The sequence below is a fragment of the Bacillus sp. REN10 genome (genome assembly GCF_016820555.1).
Lineage (GTDB): Bacteria > Bacillota > Bacilli > Bacillales > Domibacillaceae > Bacillus_CE.
On the sequence record NZ_JADHDW010000001.1, the window covers coordinates 62,357 to 85,383 of the forward strand.

The following is a 23,027-nucleotide window of genomic DNA, read 5'->3' on the forward strand; positions in this document are numbered from 1 at the left end:
AAAGTGTTACAATTAGGTTGTAGTCGAACAAAGGGGAGGAATAGAAATGGAAACAATGAAGGTTGGGGAGCTGACATTGACATGGCTAAATGGGGGAGCGACGAATTTAGATGGGGGAACGATGTTTGGAGTAGTGCCGAAGCCGTTGTGGTCTCGGAAATATCCTGTCAATGAAAAAAATCAAATTGAGTTAAGAACTGATCCCATTTTTTTTCAGCTAGAAGGAAAGAATATTTTAATTGAAGCAGGAATCGGGAAGGATCGGCTATCGGACAAGCAAAAAAGAAATTATGGTGTGTCTGAGGAGTCTCAAATAGAGGAATCATTGAAGCAGTTAGGATTGACGCCTGACGATATTGATATCGTTCTGATGACGCATATGCATTTTGATCATGTGTTAGGGTTAACGAAGGTGGTAGATGGCGAGTTGACACCTGCATTTCCCAATGCGGTCATTTACACTTCGGAAACGGAATGGAAGGAAATGAGAGAGCCGAATATTCGCTCGAAAAACACGTATTGGAAAGAGAATTGGGAAGCGATTACGGACCAAGTTCAAACATTTGAAGGCGAGTTAGAGGTCGTTCCAGGGGTGAAAATGATTCACTCTGGCGGTCATAGTGACGGTCATTCGATCATTATTATTGAACAAGGCGGGGAAACATTAATTCATATGGCCGACTTAATGCCGACGCATGCGCATCAAAATGTGTTATGGGTGATGGCGTTTGATGATTATCCGATGGACTCGATTGCGATGAAACAAAAGTATTTGCCAGAAGGAATGCAAAAAGGCGCTTGGTTTATTTTTTATCACGATGCGATGTATCGCGCGGTCAAGTGGAATGAGAATGGCGAAATCATTGATTATGTGAAAAGGGAGAAAATCACCGTTTCATAAATAAAGAGGCGGGCCTATTACAAAGGCTCGCCTCTTTCGCATTAGCTGATTTTATAGACATCCATAATGGTGCCTGTACGAGAGTCAGCAATAAACTCAAATTGTTCACGATTTTGGTCGATAGTGCGGGAAACGCCGCCTTTATAGACCATTTTGTTCATGCCTGCTTTCTTTATTGGTTCGGGCTTCATTTTCACCCAAGAGCCATCGATTGTGCCTTCTCCTTTAAAAGCTTCTTTTACTTCTTTCAATGCTTTCTCAGCAGAAGCAGAAGCTGTGTTTGTTACATTTTGTTGTACAAGAAGCGCGCTAGCTGCACCAGCTGCTGCTCCTAAAATGAATGTTCCCCAACTAAATTTCATCAATTTCACTCCTATTTTTATAGATTATTATTCTATTATACAGCAAATCTCAAATTAATTGAAATTTCTGCAATAAAAATGCTGTTTTTTTTAAAAATATAGTTATATTGTGATACTTCTAACCATTAAGTAGCGGGAAAGGAATTTTTTCTGTAAGATAAAATAATAAGCCTCTTTTCATGGAGGCATTTATCCCGATCGTTCGGGCCTGCAGGATGTAGGTTACAAAGGCGTTGCGACTTTAGCCTTTGTTCTTCTTTTAATCAGTGGGGGATGAAGAAAGCCCCCACTGATTGAAGTTTCACTTTATTTCAAAGGGGAATCAGTGATGAATCAAGAAACGATGGAGATGTTTAAAACGTTAACGGAGTTGCCTGGTGCTTCTGGCAATGAGCATCACGTGCGAGCATTTATGAGAAAAATGCTAACGCCTTATGCGGATGAAATCATTCAAGATGGTCTTGGAAGTATTTTTGGATTGAAAAAAGGGAGCGAGGCTGGCCCGACGGTGATGGTAGCCGGACATATGGATGAAGTCGGGTTTATGGTCACAGATATCACCGAAAATGGGATGATTCGCTTTCAGCCGCTTGGAGGCTGGTGGAGTCAAGTGCTTCTCGCTCAACGCGTGGAAATTATTACTGATCATGGCCCGGTTGTCGGGGTGATCGGCTCCATTCCGCCGCATTTATTAAGCGAGACGTTGCGTCAAAAGCCAATGACGATTAAAAATATGCTGATTGATATCGGCGCGGATGATCGCGAGGATGCCAAAAAAATAGGCATTAAACCTGGTCAGCAAATTGTTCCTGTCTCTTCCTTTACTCCGATGGCGAATGAGAAGAAAATTCTCGCTAAAGCATGGGATAATCGCTACGGTTGTGGCTTGGCGATTGAGTTATTAAAAGAATTAAAGGATGAAAAGCTGCCAAATATGCTCTACTCCGGAGCGACCGTTCAAGAAGAAGTCGGTTTGCGAGGCGCTCAGACAGCAGCAGAAATGATTCAGCCAGATATTTTCTTTGCGTTAGATGCCAGCCCAGCTAATGATATGTCAGGGGACAAATCCCAGTTTGGACAAATTGGAAAAGGAGCGCTACTGCGTATTTTTGACCGCACGATGGTCACTCATCGCGGGATGCGAGAGTTTGTGTTAGATACAGCAGAGACTCACCACATTCCGTATCAGTATTTTATCTCCCAAGGAGGAACGGATGCTGGTCGTGTCCATACATCCAATGAGGGTGTACCAAGTGCTGTGATTGGCATTTGTTCACGCTACATTCATACGCATGCCTCGATCATCCATGTCGATGATTATGCGGCAGCGAAAGAACTGATTGTCCGTCTTGTGAAAGCTTGTGACAAGTCCACGGTAGATAGTATTAAGTCGGGAAGTTAATCAAGAAGAGAGTGTCATTTCGACGCTCTCTTTTCATTTTGGAAAAAGGGGTGAAATGGTTTTTATCAGACAACATCAATTAATCAAGTTCTTTTCCACTAAATAAAGGCTGATTAAGTTGACAATCCAGTATATAATTGTCTTTACACTAGTAAATGAAGTGTAAGGAAGGTGGCTGCATGAAAACATTTTTGCAGAAAAAAGGGATTTCTTTATCTCCAAAAGTTTATTTTGTGGATGCGCTTAGTTTTATGGCGCTTGGGCTATTCAGCTCATTGATTATTGGACTTATTGTTAAAACGATCGGACAGCAATTACAGCTCTCGTTTCTTATTGAAATGGGTGACTTAGCGATGAGCTTAATGGGACCAGCTATTGGTGTGGCCGTGGCCTACGGGTTAAACGCACCGCCGCTTGTCTTGTTTGCGAGTGTCATTACAGGTGCTGCCGGGGCGGCGCTCGGCGGACCGGCCGGCAGTTATGTCGCCGCGCTGTTAGCAGCGGAAGCGGGAAAGGCCGTTAGCCAAACGACGAAAGTGGACATTATTGTGGCTCCGTTTGTGACGATTTTAACTGGTTATTCGATTGCCGCCTTTTTAGGACCAGGAATTAATCAATTTATGAAGTTTTTTGGCAGCTGGATCGAGTGGGCGACCTTGCAGCGGCCGATTACAATGGGGATTTTAGTAGCGGTATTGATGGGCCTTGCTCTGACGGCTCCGATTTCAAGTGCCGCGATTGCATTAATGCTCGATTTAAATGGGCTGGCAGCTGGAGCGGCGACCATTGGCTGCAGCGCCCAAATGATCGGTTTTGCTGTCGCGAGTTATCGGGAAAATGGATGGGGCGGTTTCATCGCCCAAGGGTTTGGTACTTCGATGCTACAAGTGCCTAATATTATTCAACATCCGCTCATTCTGATCCCTCCGACATTGGCTGGAGCTATTTTAGCACCCATTGGAACGACGGTCTGGCCAATGATGAGCAATGCAGCTGGAGCGGGGATGGGAACCTCTGGCTTCGTTGGACAGATCATGACTTTTTCTGTGATGGGATTTGAAGCTTCTGTCTTTTTACAAGTCTTTCTGCTTCATTTCATTGGGCCACTTGTGATAAGCTTAGCGATATCCGAAGTCATGAGAAAGAAAGGCTGGATCTTACCAGGCCAAATGACGATCTCAACAGGAGGGAAAGCAAAATGAAACCATTAACATCTATGGAAGAGTTTCAACAAATGAAAGAGTCAGGCAAGCATCTCTTTTTATTTTCAGCAGATTGGTGTCCGGATTGTCGAGTGATTGAGCCGGTTTTACCGGAAATTGAAGCAAAATACAGTGACTTTACGTTTATATATGTGGATCGTGATCAGTTTATTGATCTTTGTGTGGAAATGGATATTTTCGGTATCCCGAGCTTTGTTGCTTTTGATCATGGACAAGAACTGGGCCGCTTTGTTAGCAAAGACCGAAAAACGAAAGAGGAAATTGAACAGTTTATTGAAAAGCTATAACATAAAAGGTCTGGTCCCTCACTGATGATGGCGCCAGGCCTCTTTCAATTAGGAGGATATAAAATGGATTCGATCAAACTAAAACGCATGCTTGAAGAGCGACTTCAAGGACAGCAGCGTTCTTTTTCTTACGATCGGGAAAAAGATGAATTAAGAATTGAAAATGTCGACACAAAGAAAGGGATCACGATTTCTTTGCCAGGCATTGTAGCGAAATGGAAACAGCATAAAGAAAAAGCGATTGATGAAGTGGTGTATTATGTGGAAGAAGCGCTCGCTGTGATGGGAACAACACCGTCTTTAGCCCAGCAGGAAAAGCGGATTTTTCCCGTGATTCGTTCGACTTCGTTTCCGAAAGAGGCCGCGGAAGGAATGCCGTTTTTGATGGATGACCATACAGCGGAGACGAGAATCTATTACGCGCTGGATCTCGGAAATACATATCGCCTGATTGATGAAAGCTTAATGAAAAAAGAAAACTGGAGTGCAGAAAGCATTCGGGAAATGGCTCGCTTTAATGTCCGCTCTTTATCGACAGAGGTAAAGAAAGATGAAGTGGCCGGAAATATTTTTTATTTTTTAAATACCAATGACGGTTACGATGCCAGCCGTTTGTTAAATGATAAATTTTTAAAAGATATGCATCAGCAAATGGAAGGAGAAATGACAGTATCTGTTCCTCATGGGGATGTGCTGATCATCGGAGATATTCGCAATGAAACCGGCTACGATGTGTTAGCGCAAATGACGATGAGCTTTTTTACCAATGGTCATATACCTGTAACGGCTCTTTCTTTTCTATATGAAGACGGCCAATTAGAGCCAATTTTTATTATGGCAAAGGGACGCACGAAGAAATAAAAATGGCTTGTTCATACTAGCAATTGTTTGAAATGGGATAAAAGGCTCAATGGCTCAAAATTCTCTATCGAAAAAGAAAAGAAAACTGTTAGAATATAAAATGATTCTTTACATAGAAAGAGTGATGACCTTGAGTTGGTTCAAAAAATTTATGGAATTATTTCGAGAAGAAATCGAAATTGAAATAGATGAGGAAGAAGTAGAAACGACCAAAGAGCTGAAAGAAGAAACGAAAGAGCAAATAACCGAACAACGAGAAGAAGAAAAGAAGCGCTCGTTCCCTTCGCTTAAGCTCAAGCAAAACGACAGTCCGGAAATGGTGACAAAGGTAACGTACCAGTACCCGTCTAGGGAATTTCGTTTTCCTGCTTATTCCAATGAATGGACACGTCCGAAAAGAGAGCGAGTGCGAAGAGAATCATTTGGAGAGGAAGAGCAAACAGCAAGAAAAGTGTATTCGACAGCTTCATCCACAACTAGTGAAAATCGAGTGTCTAAAAGACCATTTCGGCCTTCAGAGATTGCCTCTCCGATTCATGGATTTAAACAGCGGCCTGTGAAGAAAGAGGAAACGACTGCGCCTTCGATGAAACAGGAGACGGTGTCAAAGCCAGCAGTGACAGAAGAGCCGCTATTGCTGTTTAAGGAAGAAAAAAAGCAAAAAGTGTTTGATATTGAAGCCGTTTCCCCTGTACTATCTCCAGCAGTCAAACAAGAAATGGTACAGGTGGACGAACCAGCTGAAATGGTACAAGACTTGTCTTCAACTGAAGTGGAGAAGCCGCCTGTTTCAGCGATCATTAATCAGAACGCTCAACAGCCTAAAGAAAATGTCCACTCCGTTGTTGAGGAGTCCATTCAGGCGGAAGAACAACCAGCTGAAATCCTAGCCAATCCACAGGAGCTGGCGGCACCTCACTCCAACAAAGAAGGAAAATTGCCAGAGGAGAAAGCTCATTCTCGTGCGGAAGAACGAAAGCAGCGGCGAAGACAAACCCCATTTAATGTGATTATGTCGAAGCAAGACCGGGACTTGTGGAAGCAGAAGCAAGAACAGAAGAAAGAAGAAATTTCGATGACTTCTGCTGTTTTCAAAGAAGAGGAAACTCAAGCCACAGTGACGATTTCAGCAGCCCAACCGCCGAAAGAAATGGAAGCTCTGCCGGAACAAAGCCAAAAAGAGCCGGCTGTAGAGAATTATGTGTTCCCTCATATCTCTTATTTACAGCCTCCTTCCTATCAAGAAGCAAGTCATGAATGGGTGGAACATCAAAGTCAAGTGCTGAATGAAACGTTTAAAAACTTCAATGTGAAGGCGTCCGTTGTGAATGTCACTGTCGGTCCGTCTGTGACCCGATTTGAAGTCGAACCGGAACCCGGTGTAAAGGTGAGTAAGATTACGAACCTATCCGACGACATTAAACTCAGTCTAGCGGCTCGCAATCTTCGCATTGAGGCGCCTATTCCAGGCACTCAAGTCATTGGAATTGAAGTGCCGAACAAGGAAAGTCGTCCCGTATTGATTAGTGAAATTATTAAAAGCAGGGAGTTTGATGACGATCCTTCTCCGCTTACTTCCGCGCTTGGCTTGAATATTTCCGGTGATCCTGTCGTGCTAGATTTAAAGAAAATGCCGCATGGCTTAATTGCTGGAGCTACTGGTTCAGGGAAAAGTGTATGCATTAACTCGATTCTTGTCAGCTTGCTTTACAAAGCGGCGCCGCATGAGTTGAAATTATTACTCATTGACCCAAAAATGGTTGAATTAGCTCCATATAACGGCATCCCGCATTTAGTGAGTCCAGTGATTACCGATGTAAAAGCTGCTACAGCTGCTTTAAAATGGGCGGTAGAAGAAATGGAACGTCGCTATGAGCTATTCGTTCACGCAGGTGTTCGTGATATTACGAAATTTAACGAGAAAGCTGCAAAACTGGGGAATAAAAGTGAACATCTTCCGTTTATCGTCATCATTATTGATGAATTAGCGGATTTAATGATGATGTCGCCGGTTGATGTAGAAGAAGCGATTTGCCGCATTGCTCAAAAAGCGCGTGCTTGCGGCATTCATTTAATTGTTGCTACACAGCGACCAAGCGTCGATGTGATCACAGGACTGATTAAAGCAAACATTCCAACGCGAATTGCTTTTTCTGTTTCTTCTCAAGTCGATTCGAGAACGATCATCGATAGCGGTGGAGCAGAAAAGCTACTAGGTCGGGGAGATATGCTGTTTTTAAATAATGGCTCGTCTGAAACGGTTCGTCTGCAAGGAACTTTTGTCTCAGATGATGAAATTGATGCTGTTGTGGAACACGTTCGCAAAGAACAACAACCCAACTATTTATTCAAACAAGAAGAATTGTTGAAGAAAGCGCAAGTACAAGAAGTAGAAGATGAGCTGTTCCCCGAAGCATGTGAATTTATCGTTCATCAAGGGGGCGCTTCAACTTCATTATTGCAAAGACATTTTAAGATCGGCTATAATCGTGCGGCGCGTTTAATCGAGATGATGGAATCGCAAGGGCTCATCTCTGAACAGCGTGCAGGAAAACCGCGTGAAGTGCTCGTATCTGAAGAAGAATTACAAACAATAAATGACACTAGTACAATATGATAATACATGGTATTCTTTACTTGTATCTAACAGACTATAACAGGGTGGGCCGGGTAAAGGGGATGGGTTCACCTTGTCTTTCAGCAGTATGAATTAGAAAAGAGAGAACTAGTGAATACGAGGGAGCTTTTAGCAAATGAAAGAAATCGAGTGGAAGATGCAAGGAAAGATTAAGCGGTTGACGAATCGTACGTTTAAATTTGATGAACGAGTCAAAGATGGCTGGTTTTCGGCTGTTTATTTTTTAAAAACAAGAGAATTAGCTAATAAATATCATAAAGACAATATTGTGACGATGCAGTTTTTTCAAAAGAGTGAAGCGGTTCTTTGCGGCACGGATGAAGTCATTGCATTAATTCATGAATTTTCTGATCATCCAGAAACGCTAGAGATTTATTCGTTGCAAGACGGGGATAAAATTAGTCCGTTTGAAACCGTATTAACCATTACGGGACCTTATCAGGAGTTTGGCTATTTAGAGGGCATGATTGACGGAATTTTGGCAAGAAGAACGTCTGTGGCGACAAGTGTATATAATGTCAAAAAAGCGGCCGAGCTTTCAGGAAAACAAAAGCCGGTTATTTTTATGGGCGACCGTGACGATCATTTTATGCAACAAGCAGGGGATGGGTATGCTGCTTATATCGGTGGTTCTACTGCTCAAGCGACTCATGCGATGAATGAATGGTGGGGGAAAGAAGGCATGGGGACGATGCCGCATGCGTTAATTCAATTATTTAACGGCGACATTGTTGCGGCGACGAGAGCCTATGCCGAGACCTTCCCGAACGATGAACTCATTGCTCTTGTGGACTATAATAATGATGTCATCACAGACTCATTGAAAGTGGCTAGAGAATTTGGTTCCGAATTAAAAGGGGTTCGTGTAGATACATCAAGAACGCTGATTGATCAATATTTCCTGAGAAATCAAAATATGCTTGGAACCTTTGATCCTCGCGGGGTGAATGCCGAGCTGATTTTTGCTCTGCGCCGTGCATTAGATGAGGAAGGATTTCATCATGTGAAAATTGTTGTTTCTGGCGGATTTAATGAAAGTCGAATTACGGAATTTGAAAAGCAAGGTGTGCCTGTAGATATGTATGGTGTGGGAAGCAGTTTATTAAAAATACATATTGGCTTTACAGGAGATCTTGTGATGCTCAATGGCAAAGCGCAAGCGAAAGCCGGTCGTCGCTATCGACCAAACCCGCGCCTTGAGAAGGTGGAGTTTTAACATTCGCCAGATTTTGTTTTTGACGAACAATAGTCATAAACATAAAAAAGTGATATAATCATTTACTGTGAAAGTTAACTGTCCGTCGTCTATATAGAGCAAAAAGGCGCTACTTACATATAATGCTTACGGATAGACGAATGTTGGAGGTTCTGTTATGACAACCTATCATTTTGTAGGAATTAAAGGCTCAGGTATGAGCGCCCTAGCACAAATACTCCATGATAAAGGAGAACGAGTGCAAGGTTCAGATGTAGATAAATATTTTTTTACACAACAAGCGCTAGAAGAGGCAGGAATTCCGATTCTTCCTTTTAACGCTGACAATATTCAGCCAGGCATGCAAGTGATTGCTGGAAATGCATTTCCAGATAACCATGAAGAAATTGAAAGAGCGAATCAATTAGGGATTCCTGTCATTCGTTATCACCAGTTTTTAGGTGAATTCATGGAAAATAGCGTGAGTGTAGCCATTACAGGAGCACACGGTAAAACGTCAACGACAGGCTTGCTATCTCATGTCGTTAGCGGAGCAAAGCCGACTTCTTTTTTGATTGGTGATGGAACGGGGAAAGGAGAAAGAGACGAAGAGTATTTCGTGTTTGAGGCATGTGAATATCGTCGTCACTTTTTATCCTATTATCCAGACTATGCGATTATGACGAATATCGATTTTGATCATCCGGATTATTTTGCGGATGTGGAAGATGTTTGTTCTGCCTTTCAAGAAATGGCCCTTCAGGTGAAGAAAGGAATTTTTGCTTGTGGAGATGATGAGTATTTGCAAGGCATTCAAGCAAAAGTACCGGTTGTATTCTATGGGTTTGCAGAGGAAAATGATTTTCAAGCGCGAAACGTAGAACATGATGCAACAGGTACAACGTTTGATGTCTTTGTTCGTAATACATTCTATGCCACGTTTAAAATTCCGACGTTCGGTGATCACAATATTTTAAACGCTTTGGCTGTCATTGCTCTTTGTCAGTATGAAGAAATTGATACGGAGATCGTCAAAGCTCGCTTGTTAACGTTTGGAGGAGTGAAGCGTCGCTTTTCAGAAAAAAGGATCGGGACTCAAATTTTAGTGGATGATTATGCTCATCATCCGACAGAAATTAAAGCGACCATTAGTTCAGCTAGACAGAAGTATCCTGAACAAGAAATTGTGGCTATTTTCCAGCCGCATACTTTCTCAAGAACTCAAACCTTTCTAGCGGATTTTGCTGACAGTTTGAGCGGAGCAGATGCTGTTTACTTATGCGATATTTTTGGTTCCGCCCGTGAAAATCATGGCAAGCTCTCCATCGAAGATTTGCAACAGAAAATCTTAGGTGCCAAGCTGATCAAAGAAGAAACGATTTCGCTTCTTAAGGATCATCAAGGAAGTGTGCTCATTTTTATGGGAGCTGGCGATATCCAAAAATTTCAAGCGGCTTATGAAAGCTCATTGGCTAAAGCATAAAGAAAAGATGTACGAGGCTGCTAGACCCTTCTAGCAGCCTTTTGTTTTGCTTGTCGTGTCTGGGCAGTCGGCTCCGGTTTTCTTGATCCAGCTCCGCCTCCTAGACACTCGAGACAAATGCCAGTCTGACTGCATGGCTGAAGAACGCCATTTCGTCATTCTGTCATTTGCTTGTCGTGTCTAAACAGTCGGCTGCGCTTTTCTTGATTTCTTAGGAGGATTTTTGTTATTGTTGTCGAAGTATTTATTAGTGAAGTGGGTTTATCTATGAATAAAGTAGGGTAACTTCATCAATATAACCATCGCAGGAGGGTCTCAGAGTGGAAATTATTTTATATTTAAGTGCTGCGATTGCGGCGATCGCTTTTTTTATTCTTGTTTTGAATGTGTCCAAAACATTGAAATCCGTGGACAAAACATTGGACAGTCTTTCTAGAACGGTGGATCGTTTAGAGGGACAAATGCAAGGGATCACATCTGAAACGACAGAATTACTACATAAAACAAACGTATTAGCTGAGGATATTCAGCAAAAAACAGCACAGCTCAATACGGTTTTTTATGCAGTGAAAGATGTTAGTTCCTCGGTTCAACAATTAAATCAATCAGTGAAAAATGTAACAACGAATGTAGCTTCTGAGTTGGAGAAAAACCAACATAAAATATCCCAAGCTGTACAATGGGGAAGCGTTGTGAAACAGATGGTTGATAAATTTAAAGAAAGAAAAGAACAAGCCCCTGTGCAAATGACAAATGAGGCATTGGCAGGAGATGTTAGCAAGCGACAAAGAAGCCATTAATTAAAAGGAGTGAAGGTTATGAAGAAAAATAATCCAAACTATGAAGCGAATTCGAATTATGATGATGGCAGCATGAATACAAAAGACTTTTTGATTGGCGCATTAATCGGAGGAATGGTTGGAGCAGCCACGGCTCTCTTTTTAGCACCGAAGTCTGGGAAAGAGCTTCGTGAAAACATTAATCTCCAAGCGGGTTCTTTAAAAGAGCGGGCTAGTGACTGGACAGATATGGCGCGGGTCAAAGGTTATGATCTTGCAACGGAAGTAAAAGATAAAACAGCTAGCCTGACAAAGGTTGTTCAAGAGCAATCTAACGCAGTCATGGGAAAAGTGAAAACTTTAGCTCCAGCGAATACTCAACTAGAAGATGAAGCCGTAAAAGCAGCGGAGCCGCAAGAAGCATTGCAAGAAGCAGCCGTGACGCTTACAGAGAAGCTGGAAGAAACGAAAAAAGCGTTCGATGATACAGAAAAAACAGTTCAACAAGCAGCTTCAGTCGACCATACAAATAAAGCGGATCAATAAAAATGAAAACGGTGGGGCTTCCTCGCCGTTTTCATTTTTTTCATGGAAAAAGTATAATAAAAGTACATCATTTTAGTGGAAGAAAGGTGAAAAGAATGGAGAAAATAACAGGAATTGAACAGTTTGAAGTATTGCTGAAAGAACATAAGCGTTTTTTCTTTTTGAAACACAGCATCACCTGTCCTATTAGTGGGACAGCCTTTGATGAGTTCCAATCCTTTTTAAAGGAGAAACCTGAAGAGAAAGGATATTATTTAGTGGTACAAGAGGCAAGAGAGCTTTCAAATTATGTGGCGGATAAATTTATGGTTGTCCATCAATCCCCGCAAGCTTTTCTCTTTCAAGATGGACAGCCTGTTTGGAATGATTCCCATTGGCGAATTACTAAGCAACAATTGACACTTATATAAGCGAAACGGTGTTATCGCCATGTTTATAAACATGGCGATAACACCGTTTAATGAAGTGTGGAATAAGTGCATGATTCTATTTTTTGATGGTCTCCCATTTAATCTCAAGCTGATCGCCAGGGAAAATTGCTTCATAAAAAGTCGTTTCTTCATTATTTCTTAAAATGCGAAACGTTTTTCCCTCTTGTTCAGGGATAGAGATATCGACATGGCGGAACAAGTCTTGAAAGATAAATCCTTGGGCTTGATCCGTTTCTACAATGAGTTCATCTCCAGCATAGACGACATCTTCCGGCTGTAATAAAGTTCCCTCTCGGTAAAAACGTGTTGCTTCCTTCGTCAAGGTCAGTTCTTTTCCATTGAAGAAGACGATGATCGACTGCTCGAATGGAAATTGCTTTAAAGCTGCGATATCTGCAACCGTTCTGTTCGGTGCGGGGATCCATTCAAGTATGGCTCCGTCTTGAAGAGGCTGAGATAATTTTTCGTCTCGGCCGTTGACCCGTATTTTGGCTGAAAGGGACGGAAAGTACGTTTTTTTATCGTTGATGATAACAGAAAACGGACGCAATTCTTCTATCCATGCCTCTTTTTGCTGGGATGGCAACCATTCAGCGATGGATGGATAGCGAGCTTCGATTATATCACCATCGGAAAGGGAGATATATACGTCCGTCTCTTTTCCATTTACAAGAATAGATAAAGGAACTTCGATTGTTTCCCCGTGTAAAGTCACTTGAATGCTCGTGGAATTCTCTAGTAATTCATTGAGTTGTACACTAGCCGATTCTCCGTCTTCTCCTTTTATAATTTCTAGCTTATCATGATGATGCACTTCTTCATCAAAGCGGCATAGTTGTCCGTTTTTGGTTAATATAGGTGGGTTCCCATACTTTCCAGGAATAGTTAATAATTGTCCATTGTACGTGACCATTATGGCTAGCCCTGGTTTACCGTACAGCTGATTGATCTTTAATCCAGCGGCTAGCAGACAATCTCCCGCTGTTAACTTGTTTAATTCAAATAGACGAACGGGTTGATCATTGACATACACTGTTTTGTATTGAAGCGGTCTTTGCTTAGAGGTAATCGCGATACCAATTGGTGTAACGAGTGTAGGGGCATGAGTGATCTGTTCATTCATTGTCAACTCATTAATCGCCTCTGTTCCTCTAATGGCCACTCGATTTTCAGGCAACTGCAGCTTCTCAGCTAACAGTTTAGGTAATCCGGGTGTTAAGCTGCCACCGCCGACCATCATGACCGCTTGAGGAGCATTTCCGTTATTTAAGCGGATGATTTCTTGCTGAATGGCTTCCGCTAGCCGGTTGACAGCCCCATTAATGTGACTTAGTACTTCCTCTTTGGAAAATAGCGTTTCAAACCCCAATATATCCGTTATTGTAATGTTTTCTTCTGTTTGCAGTTCTCTTTTTACTCGTTCGGCCACAGGGAAATCAAGTAAAAAATGATCGCTTAGTGCTTCGGTAATTTCATCGCCAGCAATCGGCACCATTCCATAAGAAATGACTGTTCCTTCGCTTGTGATGGCAATATCAGATGTTCCTGCTCCGATATCCACAAGGGCAATATTTAAGCGGCGCATCGATGGGGGAACGAGTACATGAATAGCCGCAATCGGTTCTAGCGTCAATGCTTCTATCTCCAAATCTGCTCTAGCTAAGGCTGAAATTAATGATTCAACGACGACGCGAGGTAAAAAGGTTGCGATAATATCAACGGAAGCCTCTGTTCCTTGCTGATCTATTAAGCTAGTAATTTCATCTCCATCTAATCGATAATAAAGAACCGAATATCCGACGCAATAGTAATGGTGATGCTGATCGAGCTGCTGTTTTTTAGCGGTCTTTATTTGCGCTTCTTGAACAGCGGACAGCTCAAGATGAAGCACATCTTCTTGTGTCATCGGCTTTCCGGCTACTTGAATGGTGGCCTGAGCGATCTCGGTTTGTAAGGCCCTTCCGGCAGCTGCTACACAAGCTTTTTTTAATGGACCGTGCTTTTCTTCCAGCTCGGCTTTAATTTTAGCAATAATTGCCGCGACCGAAGGAATATCTTGAATTTGTCCATCGAGCATGGAACGTTTTTTATGCTCATACATCACCATATCCACAACATGAAACTGATCTGCTTCTTGTTCAACAATCATCCCCACGACGGATCTTGTTCCAATATCTAATGAAAATATGCGATTGGATTGCACCAATATAACTCACCTGCTTTTTTATATTTTACTTTTTTACTTTAATGCTTAAAAGCGTTTAATGATTGAAGTAACTTTTACGTGACATTTCAATATCTTTGCTTTATAATAGTCCCTAATATATAAAATATATAACAAAATGATCCATTCTAATACGGTCTTTTATGATTCTTTTATAAAAAGAGTTGAGGGTTGGCTGTTAGGAGCATTCAATTGTTAGTTGTTTGAAAATTGAAAAATCAACAAGGCGAAAGGATGAGGGAATTGAGTAACCAAGAATTAGATCAGTTGAGACAACGTGTAGACGAGATTAATGTGGAATTATTAAAATTAATTAGCGAGCGTGCGACGCTAGTTCAAGAGATTGGACGCGTCAAGGAAAAGCAAGGGGTTAATCGATACGATCCTGTCCGTGAACGTGCGATGTTAAATAAGATTATTGAAAGCAATGAGGGGCCTTTTGAAACATCAACGGTTGAGCATTTGTTCAAAGAGATCTTCAAAGCAGGTCTTGAGCTTCAACAAGATGATCATCGTAAAGCGCTTCTTGTTTCCCGGAAGAAGAAGCCAGAAGATACGATTGTTAACATTCGGGGAGAAGAAGTGGGGAAAGGCGCTCCGACATTCGTGTTTGGCCCTTGTGCGGTAGAGTCGTATGAGCAAGTAGCGCAAGTAGCGCAAGCCATTAAAGATAAAGGCTTAAAGTTAATTCGTGGAGGTGCTTTCAAACCTCGTACGTCTCCTTATGACTTCCAAGGTCTTGGTGTAGAAGGATTGAAAATCTTAAAGAGAGTAGCAGACGAATTCGATTTAGCGGTTGTGAGTGAAATTGTGAATCCTGCTGATATTGAACTGGCTTGCGATTACATTGATGTGATTCAAATCGGTGCCCGCAATATGCAAAACTTTGAGTTATTAAAAGCGGCTGGAGAAGTGAAAAAGCCAGTATTATTAAAACGCGGTTTAGCGGCAACGATTGAGGAATTTATTAATGCAGCTGAATACATTATTTCTCGCGGGAATGACCAGATTATGCTTTGTGAACGTGGAATTCGTACGTACGAGCGTGCAACGAGAAATACGCTAGATATTTCAGCCGTGCCAATTTTAAAACAAGAAACGCATCTACCGGTATTTGTGGATGTTACTCATTCAACAGGGCGACGTGATCTATTAATTCCGACAGCTAAAGCTGCCCTTGCGATCGGTGCGGATGGAGTGATGGCTGAAGTGCATCCAGATCCTGCCGTTGCCTTGTCTGACTCCGCTCAACAAATGAATTTGCAACAATTTGATGAATTTTATAAGGAAATTATGAAAGCAATTCCTGTAAAAGCATAACTCCTGTGTTTTCACAGGAGTTTTTTTTCGTTAATATATAGAGGAAAGAATGATTAAAGGAGAATGTAGAAAATTATGAATGTTACTATATATGATGTAGCAAGAGAAGCCAATGTATCAATGGCCACAGTTTCCCGTGTAGTCAATGGGAACCCGAATGTCAAACCAGCCACAAGAAAGAAAGTCCTTGACGTAATTGAGCGACTTGGTTATCGTCCAAATGCCGTGGCACGTGGACTCGCTAGTAAAAAGACAACGACAGTTGGAGTGATCATTCCTGACATTTCGAATATTTTCTATGCCGAGTTAACACGAGGCATTGAAGATATCGCCACGATGTATAAGTACAATATTATTTTAAGTAATTCCGATCAAAATAAGGATAAAGAGCTTCATTTAATTAATACGATGCTTGGCAAACAAGTCGACGGTCTTGTGTTTATGGGCGGTCAAATTACAGAGGAGCATGTGGAAGAATTTAAGCGTTCCCCTGTGCCCGTCGTATTAGCAGGATCGGTTGAATTGTCCGGACAGATTCCTTCTGTGAATACAAATTACGAGGAAGCGGCATATGATGCGGTGAAGTTGTTGATTGATGAAGGACATGAGCGCATCGCTTATGTGGCCAGCCCTTTAACGGATACGATCAACAAAGAGTATGTCATTAAAGGGTATAAAAGAGCCTTGGAGGAAGCCGGTCTTCCGATGGACGAAGAATTGATTATTGAAGGGGATTATACGTATGATTCTGGATTAGAAGCATGGAAAAAAATTCAGCAATTATCGTCTAAACCGACCGCTGTATTTGTCAACAATGATGAAATGGCATTAGGTGTCGTTCATGGAGCACAAGATAGCGGGATAAAGATTCCAGAGGATCTTGAAATTATTAGCTTCGATAGTTCTCGCCTATCTTTAATGGTGCGACCGCAGCTGACATCTGTCATTCAGCCATTATATGATATTGGAGCTGTAGCAATGAGATTGCTAACGAAATATATGAACAAGGAAGAGGTAGAAAGTTCCATTGTTGTTTTGCCGCATCGAATTGAAAAAAGAGGGTCAACAAAGTAAAATTTCCACCGATATTAAAGATAAGTAAAAATATGTTTATGAAATGAACAGGGGAGGAAAAATGAAAAAGTTTGATGCATTGACACCAATAGGAATTGTGATCGGCTTCATTTTACTAGCCTTTGCCATCATTACAAGCGGAGGCGTCGAAGGATTCTCGTCCTTTGTACATTTACCCTCATTACTTATTGTGTTCGGTGGAGTAGTGGCTGCGATGTTAATTAATTTCCCATTGAAAGATATTAAACACGTGTTTGTCGTTATGAGGCAGGCTTTTCAGCAAGAAGAAACCGATTTAGAAGGGCTGATTCAACGGTTTGTGAAATTATCTGAAAAGGCGCGGCGTGAAGGATTACTCTCTCTTGAAGTAAGTCTCAATGAGGAGAAAGATGAGTTTTTGAAAAAAGGCATTTTGCTAGCAGTAGACGGAATTGAGCAGGAAATGCTCATAGATATTATGAATGCAGAAATTGTCGCTTTAGAGGAGCGTCATCGCAAGGGAAGAAGTTTGTTGGAAAAAGCCGGTGAATATGCGCCATCATGGGGAATGATCGGTACTTTAATTGGCTTAGTTTTAATGCTGAATAACTTAAATGATCCAGCGACGTTAGGGCCTAATATGGCGGTGGCATTAATTACTACTCTTTACGGTTCATTGCTCGCTAACCTCGTGTTTTTACCGATGGCATCGAAATTAGAGCTGAAAACAGAACAAGAGGTATTTTATCGTCAGATCATCATAGAAGGTGTAGTCGGTGTACAGGCAGGACAAAACCCTAAAATCTTGCAAGAAAAGCTGACCGCTTTCTTATCAAAGGAAGAAAAGCTATCAAGCGAGAAGTTAGGTTCAAGCGAGGCGGTTGAAGCATGATGATGAGACGTCGTCCGCCTAAACAGCCAAAGGGTGCTCCTAAATGGATGGTGACGTTTTCGGATCTTGTGACTCTGATCCTTGTGTTCTTTATTTTATTATTTTCTATGTCGCAAATTGATATTATTAAATTTAAAGCGATCGCACAGTCGTTTAAAGAACAGGCAGGGTTTGAAAATCAATCCTCGATCGTTCCTGGAGAATATCCGTCAGAGGAAATGAAGAAAGAGACAGCAAAGAAGGAAGAAGATTCACTGAATAAGCTAGCGAAAGAAGTACAGCAGTATTTAAAAGCCAATGGACTAGAGGATGTGGCGACTGCTACTCGAACGGAACGAGGAGTGGTTCTCGTTCTTCAAGAGAAAATTCTTTTTAATACAGCGGATGCTGTCGTAGTAGAAGATGCTCATCCGTTTTTGGATAAAATCGGTGAAATGCTTGAATCCAAGCCAAACATTATTAAAGTAGAAGGACATACGGATAATCGCCCCATCAAAAATAACTATTACCCGTCCAACTGGGAGCTTTCTAGTGCGCGTGCTAGCAGTGTCATTCGTTTTTTAAGCGATCGTCATAACATTGATGCAAATCGCTTCATCGCAGTCGGTTACGGAGATACAAGACCGCTTGAGCCAAATACAAGTGCAGAAAATATGCAAAAAAACCGCCGAGTGGAAATCATTATTACAGATCCAAAATATACGGAAAATCAATGATAAAAAGCTGATTTTCTCCGATTCATGTTAGCTAGCTTGAATCAGGAGAAGTCAGCTTTTTTCATTGATGACGTTCATATTTCTTTTTTAGATAATGGATAAAGTGCTTTATTTAAAGCAATTCGATTTTTTTCTTCGATTTCCGGTTTGCGTGGAATAGGTGGATACATTTCCTCTGGGTCTTCCCATGAGAGAGGAAGTGGGACAGGAGCTTTTGTTTGCCAATGCTGTACCCATTGTTCAGGTAAAGGACCTGAAAAGTGGGATTTTTCAGTCATTTCCAACCAAATTCTTGCCCAAGCTCGAGGGACGACACGCCAAATATCATAACCGCCTCCGCCCACAGCAATCCAGCGTCCTTCGCAATATTGATCAGCAATTTCTCTTGCTACTTGTGGAATTCGTCGATAAATTTCCATCGTGGCAGATAAATGCGTGAGAGGATCGAAATAATGAGAATCCGCCCCATTTTGTGTCAAAATGATATCAGGTTTAAAGAATTCGGCCACTTTCCAAATAGAAGTTTCATATGCTTCAAGCCAAGATTCATCTTCTGTAAAAGCATCTAGCGGAATATTAAATGAATAACCATACCCTTTTCCTTGTCCGCGTTCATTTACATTACCGGTTCCAGGAAATAAATAACGACCCGTTTCGTGGATAGATAAGGTGCAGACATTTGGATCATCATAGAATGACCATTGAACACCGTCGCCATGATGAGCATCCGTATCGATATAAAGTACTCTAGCATTATATTTTTCTTGTAAATACTTAATAGCGACCGAGCTGTCATTATAAATGCAAAAACCTGAAGCTTTGCCCCGAAAGCCATGATGGAGGCCACCGCCTAAATGAAGCGCGTGTTTGGCTTTTCCTTGCATGACTAAATCGGCTGCTGTTAATGTGCCGCCAACAAGAAGAGCACTTGCTTCATGCATTCCTTCAAAAATAGGTGTATCCTCTGTTCCAAGTCCATATCCTTCAGCAACATCTAGCGATAGTTGTCCCTTGCCTGCTTTTTGTACAGCTTTCACATAAGCAGGGTCGTGAATAAGCTCTAATTCTTCAACAGTGGCCATGCGTGGAGGAATGATGTCCTCATCTTTAAGGGCGTTGCTTTTTTTTAATAAGTCAATCGTTAATGTCAGTCTAAATTGATTAAAAGGGTGATGCTCTGAAAAACGATAACCGAGCAATTGATCGGAATGAACAAATAGCGCTTGTTTCGTCATAAGGAGACTCCAGGCATGTTAGGCCATAAAACGATATGTCCTTCCTTTTTCAAATCGTCAATCAACCCAACTGGATTCATCGTTCGTACACGCAACACCACAATTTTGAATTGGTCATCTTGTTTATCCGGATAAACAAGGACACTGTGAATGTTCGCTCGTCTGTTTTTCAGTACATTGACGACTTCAAATAACATGCCGGGTTTGTTAGGCACTTTGATTTCGATTCTTGAACCTGGCTGATTGGCTCCCGTTAATTCAACAAATGTATGCAGTACGTCTGTTTCAGTAATGATGCCAACGAGTTCGCCGCCTTGAATGATGGGTAAGCAGCTAATATCATATTCATATAATGTAGCGGCTGCGTCTTCTACAAAGTCGAGTGGATGCCCGGTGATGACGTTCTTTTCCATGATGAGACTTAATGGTTTATTTAGCTCATGCTCGCTCGTTTCTTTTTGCAAAATAGACGGAGTGGCTTCTTTCACATCCCGGTCTGTGACTAAACCCACAAGTTGGCTGTTATCATCAATGATGGGAATATGGCGTATTTTCTTTTCCCTTAAAAGATTCAAAGCAGTCCCAATTCGGTCGTTTGGAGATAAGGTATGTACTTCTGATTGCATAATTTCTTCTAATAGCATAGTCGTCACATCCTCCTTAATTTAGTACATGAATCGATTCATAAAGCGAATTTGATCAAATCTTTGAATGGACGCTTGATCGACTCTTTTCCCAATCCGGACCATTAAACAATTGGCTGGATGAGAACTGATTTCAGGATCATCAGTTGCGTACCATTCTAAGCCCCCGGCATTCATCATCTTTTCCATGATTTTGCGGTATTCCCACACGTTGAGTCCAGTCCCTTTCAAATCCCAATGCCAGTAATATTCTGTGGTGATGATAATATAGTCTTCCATGGCATCATCAAGCATGGACAAGCGCAATAAATTTTTTCCAACTTGAGCACCGCGATACTTTGGAATCACTTCAATTGCTCCTAGCTCAATCATATTTTCAAGGTTAGCTTCTGACCAGCGTTCGAGAGGGTCTGGATATAGAAATGTAACATAGCCAACAATGACATTTCCTTCCCTTGCTATAATGATTCTTCCTTCAGGCAATGCAGCAATCTCAATAATGGCTTGGTGCTGTTGCTCGGGTTGCCTGAAAGCGACAAGTCCTTCGTGAAAAGTCATCTTTGCTAATTCTTCTGGAGAAATTGGTCCTTCTATGATTAAAGTCCCTTCTTTTGTTTCTAACTCTTTTGAATGAAACCTTTTGATATGTTTCATTTAGTCACCACCTTGGTTATTTCCATATCTTCATTATACATAAAAATTGGATATGTAAAGCGTTTTCATAGAATTTTTCATACATTTAGAAGTTTGTGTTATTTTTATGAAATAAAAATTATTTAAAAATTGAGAAAATGAAAAAAATATAGTATTATAGAAACATATTCTTACATAAAAGGGGAGTCGGTCAATGAAATTGGAAGCGCTAACAGTAAAGCCAGGAGACTTTAATTTAAAAAATTATGATGAGGTATCTTCATCTTTTAATTGGAAAGAAACTGAACAGCACTTTTCTTGGGCTGAGACAGGGAAAGTAAATATCGCCTATGAAGCAATTGACCGCCATGCTGCTTCTGAGCGGAAAGACCAAGTCGCTTTGCATTATCGTGATGCTGATCGTGAGGAAAGCTATACATTTGAACAGATGAAAGATTATTCGAATCAAGCAGCGAACGTGTTGAAGCAATTTGGGGATGTGACAAAAGGTGATCGTGTATTTGTCTTTATGCCGCGTTCACCAGAGCTTTACTTTACTGTACTTGGTGCCATTAAAGCAGGAGCGATTGTTGGTCCGTTATTTGAAGCTTTTATGGAAGGAGCCGTTCGTGACCGTCTAGAGGATAGTGAGGCGAAAGTGCTTGTCACAACGCCTGAATTGTTAGAGCGTGTGCCAGTAGCAGAACTGCCTGCTTTAAAAACGATTTTTCTTGTTGGCGATCATGTACAAGAGGAAGGGAAGTTTGTTGATTTTAAAGCGAAAATGAAACAGGCGGACCCGTCATTTGACATCGAGTGGATGAACCTTGATGATGGCATGCTTTTACACTATACATCAGGCTCTACAGGAAAACCAAAAGGGATCTTGCATGTGCATCGAGCGATGATTCAGCAATATCAAACCGCTAAATGGGTGCTTGATCTGAAAGAAAACGATGTCTATTGGTGCACAGCCGATCCAGGCTGGGTGACGGGGACTGCATACGGTATTTTCGGTCCGTGGTTAACAGGTACAACGAATGTTGTAGTTGGCGGCCGATTTAGCCCCGATCATTGGTACAAGACGCTTGAAGATTATGGCGTGACCGTTTGGTATAGCGCGCCAACCGCTTTCCGCATGCTAATGGGAGCGGGCGATGAATTGGTGAAGAAGTACAACTTAAGCGCTCTTCGTCATATTTTAAGTGTTGGAGAACCATTGAATCCAGAAGTTGTCCGCTGGGGCTCAAAAGTGTTCGACCTTCGCATTCATGATACATGGTGGATGACGGAAACAGGTGCACAAGTGATTTGTAACTATCCTTGCATGGAAATTAGACCGGGATCGATGGGCAAACCAATTCCAGGAGTGAAAGCAGCCATTGTCGATGACCAAGGCAATGAGCTCCCGCCGAATCGAATGGGCAACTTAGCAATTAAAAAAGGTTGGCCGTCCATGATGGTGAGTGTCTGGAATAACCCAGCGAAATATGAATCTTACTTTATGCCGGGTGACTGGTATGTTTCGGGCGATTCTGCCTATATGGATGAAGACGGCTACTTTTGGTTCCAAGGCCGTGTCGACGATGTCATTATGACAGCGGGTGAACGGGTCGGTCCATTTGAAGTCGAAAGCAAATTGATCGAGCATCCAGCGATTGCGGAAGCGGGGGTTATTGGCAAGCCAGATCCTGTTCGCGGAGAAATCATTAAAGCGTTTGTTGCACTCATTGACGGTTACGAACCTTCTGATGAATTGAAGGAAGATATTCGCCAATTTGTGAAAACCGGTTTAGCGGCTCATGCGGCACCACGCGAAATTGAATTCCGTGATAAACTGCCAAAAACTCGCAGCGGAAAAATTATGCGCCGTGTATTAAAAGCATGGGAGCTCGACCTGCCAACAGGCGATCTATCAACAATGGAAGATTAATCATAGGAAAAAAGCGGCCGTTATACAGGTCGCTTTTTTGACAGTTAGTTTACATTTTTAAAAAACTTGTTTGACATTTTCTTCGTTCTTTGTTTACAATATGAGTTATAACATTTAAATATACTTAAAGCGTTGATAGGATTTAGTAGTTCGCTATCCCTGTTGTTCAGAGAACTGGTGGTTGGTGAAAACCAGTACAAATAGTTGAATGAATTACCCCCTGTAGCTTTTGTTGTGAACTTTTTTAGTAGCAGCAAACGGCCTAGTCG

Annotated in this window: 21 protein-coding genes and 1 other annotated feature (1 of these 22 cut by a window edge); of the genes, 16 read left to right on the plus strand and 5 right to left on the minus strand. The window is 41.7% G+C overall.

The features are described from left to right. Positions 1-46 precede the first annotated feature (46 nt). A complete protein-coding gene (locus IRB43_RS00340; RefSeq protein ID WP_203361447.1) occupies positions 47-901 on the plus strand; it encodes a YtnP family quorum-quenching lactonase in 855 nt (284 codons plus the stop codon). 41 nt (positions 902-942) lie between these two features. Here IRB43_RS00340 and IRB43_RS00345 read toward each other — a convergent pair whose 3' ends face one another. Beyond that, positions 943-1,263: a PepSY domain-containing protein gene (locus IRB43_RS00345; protein ID WP_203361448.1), complete on the minus strand. Its 321-nt coding sequence runs from the start codon at positions 1,261-1,263 to the stop codon at positions 943-945. 328 nt (positions 1,264-1,591) lie between these two features. Between IRB43_RS00345 and IRB43_RS00350 the strand changes: the two genes are divergently transcribed. From IRB43_RS00350 to ytxJ, 10 genes are all read left to right on the plus strand, one after another. Further along, on the plus strand, positions 1,592-2,665 hold the full coding sequence (locus IRB43_RS00350) for a M42 family metallopeptidase (protein ID WP_203361449.1): 1,074 nt from the start codon (positions 1,592-1,594) through the stop codon (positions 2,663-2,665). A gap of 179 nt (positions 2,666-2,844) precedes the next feature. Next, entirely contained in the window at positions 2,845-3,867 is a 1,023-nt protein-coding gene (locus IRB43_RS00355) for a PTS sugar transporter subunit IIC (protein WP_203361450.1), read from the plus strand. After that, positions 3,864-4,175 carry a thioredoxin family protein gene (locus IRB43_RS00360; RefSeq protein ID WP_203361451.1) on the plus strand — a complete coding sequence of 104 codons (312 nt, stop codon included), beginning with the start codon at positions 3,864-3,866 and terminating at the stop codon, positions 4,173-4,175. Before IRB43_RS00355 ends, IRB43_RS00360 begins: the two co-directional genes overlap by 4 nt. A 63-nt stretch (positions 4,176-4,238) precedes the next feature. Beyond that, the gene (locus tag IRB43_RS00365; RefSeq protein ID WP_203361452.1) at positions 4,239-5,036 is read left to right on the plus strand and encodes a DUF1444 domain-containing protein; all 798 of its coding nucleotides are present in this window, start codon (positions 4,239-4,241) and stop codon (positions 5,034-5,036) included. Positions 5,037-5,160: 124 nt separating this feature from the next. After that, positions 5,161-7,653 carry a DNA translocase FtsK gene (locus tag IRB43_RS00370; RefSeq protein ID WP_481748101.1) on the plus strand — a complete coding sequence of 831 codons (2,493 nt, stop codon included), beginning with the start codon at positions 5,161-5,163 and terminating at the stop codon, positions 7,651-7,653. A gap of 136 nt (positions 7,654-7,789) precedes the next feature. Beyond that, positions 7,790-8,890, plus strand: coding sequence for a nicotinate phosphoribosyltransferase (locus IRB43_RS00375; RefSeq protein WP_203361453.1), 1,101 nt, complete (start codon positions 7,790-7,792; stop codon positions 8,888-8,890). 157 nt (positions 8,891-9,047) lie between these two features. Continuing rightward, positions 9,048-10,352, plus strand: a complete 1,305-nt coding sequence (gene murC, locus IRB43_RS00380; RefSeq protein WP_203361454.1) for a UDP-N-acetylmuramate--L-alanine ligase — start codon at positions 9,048-9,050, stop codon at positions 10,350-10,352. A 320-nt stretch (positions 10,353-10,672) separates the two neighbouring features. Further along, on the plus strand, positions 10,673-11,152 hold the full coding sequence (locus IRB43_RS00385; RefSeq protein WP_203361455.1) for a DUF948 domain-containing protein: 480 nt from the start codon (positions 10,673-10,675) through the stop codon (positions 11,150-11,152). Positions 11,153-11,170: 18 nt separating this feature from the next. Then, positions 11,171-11,677, plus strand: a complete 507-nt coding sequence (locus IRB43_RS00390) for a YtxH domain-containing protein (RefSeq protein ID WP_203361456.1) — start codon at positions 11,171-11,173, stop codon at positions 11,675-11,677. Between the two features lie 95 nt (positions 11,678-11,772). Continuing rightward, positions 11,773-12,087: a bacillithiol system redox-active protein YtxJ gene (gene ytxJ, locus IRB43_RS00395; RefSeq protein ID WP_203361457.1), complete on the plus strand. Its 315-nt coding sequence runs from the start codon at positions 11,773-11,775 to the stop codon at positions 12,085-12,087. 76 nt (positions 12,088-12,163) lie between these two features. Here ytxJ and IRB43_RS00400 read toward each other — a convergent pair whose 3' ends face one another. Then, entirely contained in the window at positions 12,164-14,311 is a 2,148-nt protein-coding gene (locus tag IRB43_RS00400; RefSeq protein WP_343070785.1) for a cell division protein FtsA, read from the minus strand. 264 nt (positions 14,312-14,575) lie between these two features. On the opposite strand from IRB43_RS00400, the gene IRB43_RS00405 reads away from it, so the two are divergent. The 4 genes from IRB43_RS00405 (at position 14,576) to motS (ending at position 18,313) form a co-directional block, all read left to right on the plus strand. Further along, positions 14,576-15,652, plus strand: coding sequence for a bifunctional 3-deoxy-7-phosphoheptulonate synthase/chorismate mutase (locus tag IRB43_RS00405; RefSeq protein ID WP_203361458.1), 1,077 nt, complete (start codon positions 14,576-14,578; stop codon positions 15,650-15,652). A 75-nt stretch (positions 15,653-15,727) separates the two neighbouring features. Next, on the plus strand, positions 15,728-16,726 hold the full coding sequence (ccpA, locus tag IRB43_RS00410) for a catabolite control protein A (RefSeq protein ID WP_203361459.1): 999 nt from the start codon (positions 15,728-15,730) through the stop codon (positions 16,724-16,726). Positions 16,727-16,787: 61 nt separating this feature from the next. Continuing rightward, positions 16,788-17,597: a flagellar motor protein MotP gene (motP, locus tag IRB43_RS00415; RefSeq protein ID WP_203361460.1), complete on the plus strand. Its 810-nt coding sequence runs from the start codon at positions 16,788-16,790 to the stop codon at positions 17,595-17,597. Then, the gene (gene motS, locus IRB43_RS00420) at positions 17,594-18,313 is read left to right on the plus strand and encodes a flagellar motor protein MotS (RefSeq protein ID WP_343070716.1); all 720 of its coding nucleotides are present in this window, start codon (positions 17,594-17,596) and stop codon (positions 18,311-18,313) included. The genes motP and motS overlap by 4 nt, the downstream gene beginning before the upstream one ends. A 74-nt stretch (positions 18,314-18,387) precedes the next feature. Here motS and IRB43_RS00425 read toward each other — a convergent pair whose 3' ends face one another. The 3 genes from IRB43_RS00425 to IRB43_RS00435 are packed head-to-tail and all read right to left on the minus strand — an operon-like array spanning position 18,388 to position 20,846. Next, positions 18,388-19,548: an acetoin utilization protein AcuC gene (locus IRB43_RS00425; protein WP_203361461.1), complete on the minus strand. Its 1,161-nt coding sequence runs from the start codon at positions 19,546-19,548 to the stop codon at positions 18,388-18,390. After that, positions 19,545-20,192 (minus strand): acetoin utilization AcuB family protein, encoded by a 648-nt coding sequence (locus IRB43_RS00430; protein WP_203361462.1) that lies wholly within the window; start codon positions 20,190-20,192, stop codon positions 19,545-19,547. The genes IRB43_RS00425 and IRB43_RS00430 overlap by 4 nt, the downstream gene beginning before the upstream one ends. Positions 20,193-20,213: 21 nt before the next feature. Next, a complete protein-coding gene (locus IRB43_RS00435; protein ID WP_203361463.1) occupies positions 20,214-20,846 on the minus strand; it encodes a GNAT family N-acetyltransferase in 633 nt (210 codons plus the stop codon). A gap of 193 nt (positions 20,847-21,039) precedes the next feature. On the opposite strand from IRB43_RS00435, the gene acsA reads away from it, so the two are divergent. Beyond that, the gene (acsA, locus tag IRB43_RS00440) at positions 21,040-22,758 is read left to right on the plus strand and encodes an acetate--CoA ligase (RefSeq protein ID WP_203361464.1); all 1,719 of its coding nucleotides are present in this window, start codon (positions 21,040-21,042) and stop codon (positions 22,756-22,758) included. Between the two features lie 123 nt (positions 22,759-22,881). Continuing rightward, positions 22,882-23,027, plus strand: a binding site (T-box leader); it runs 73 nt beyond the window's last position.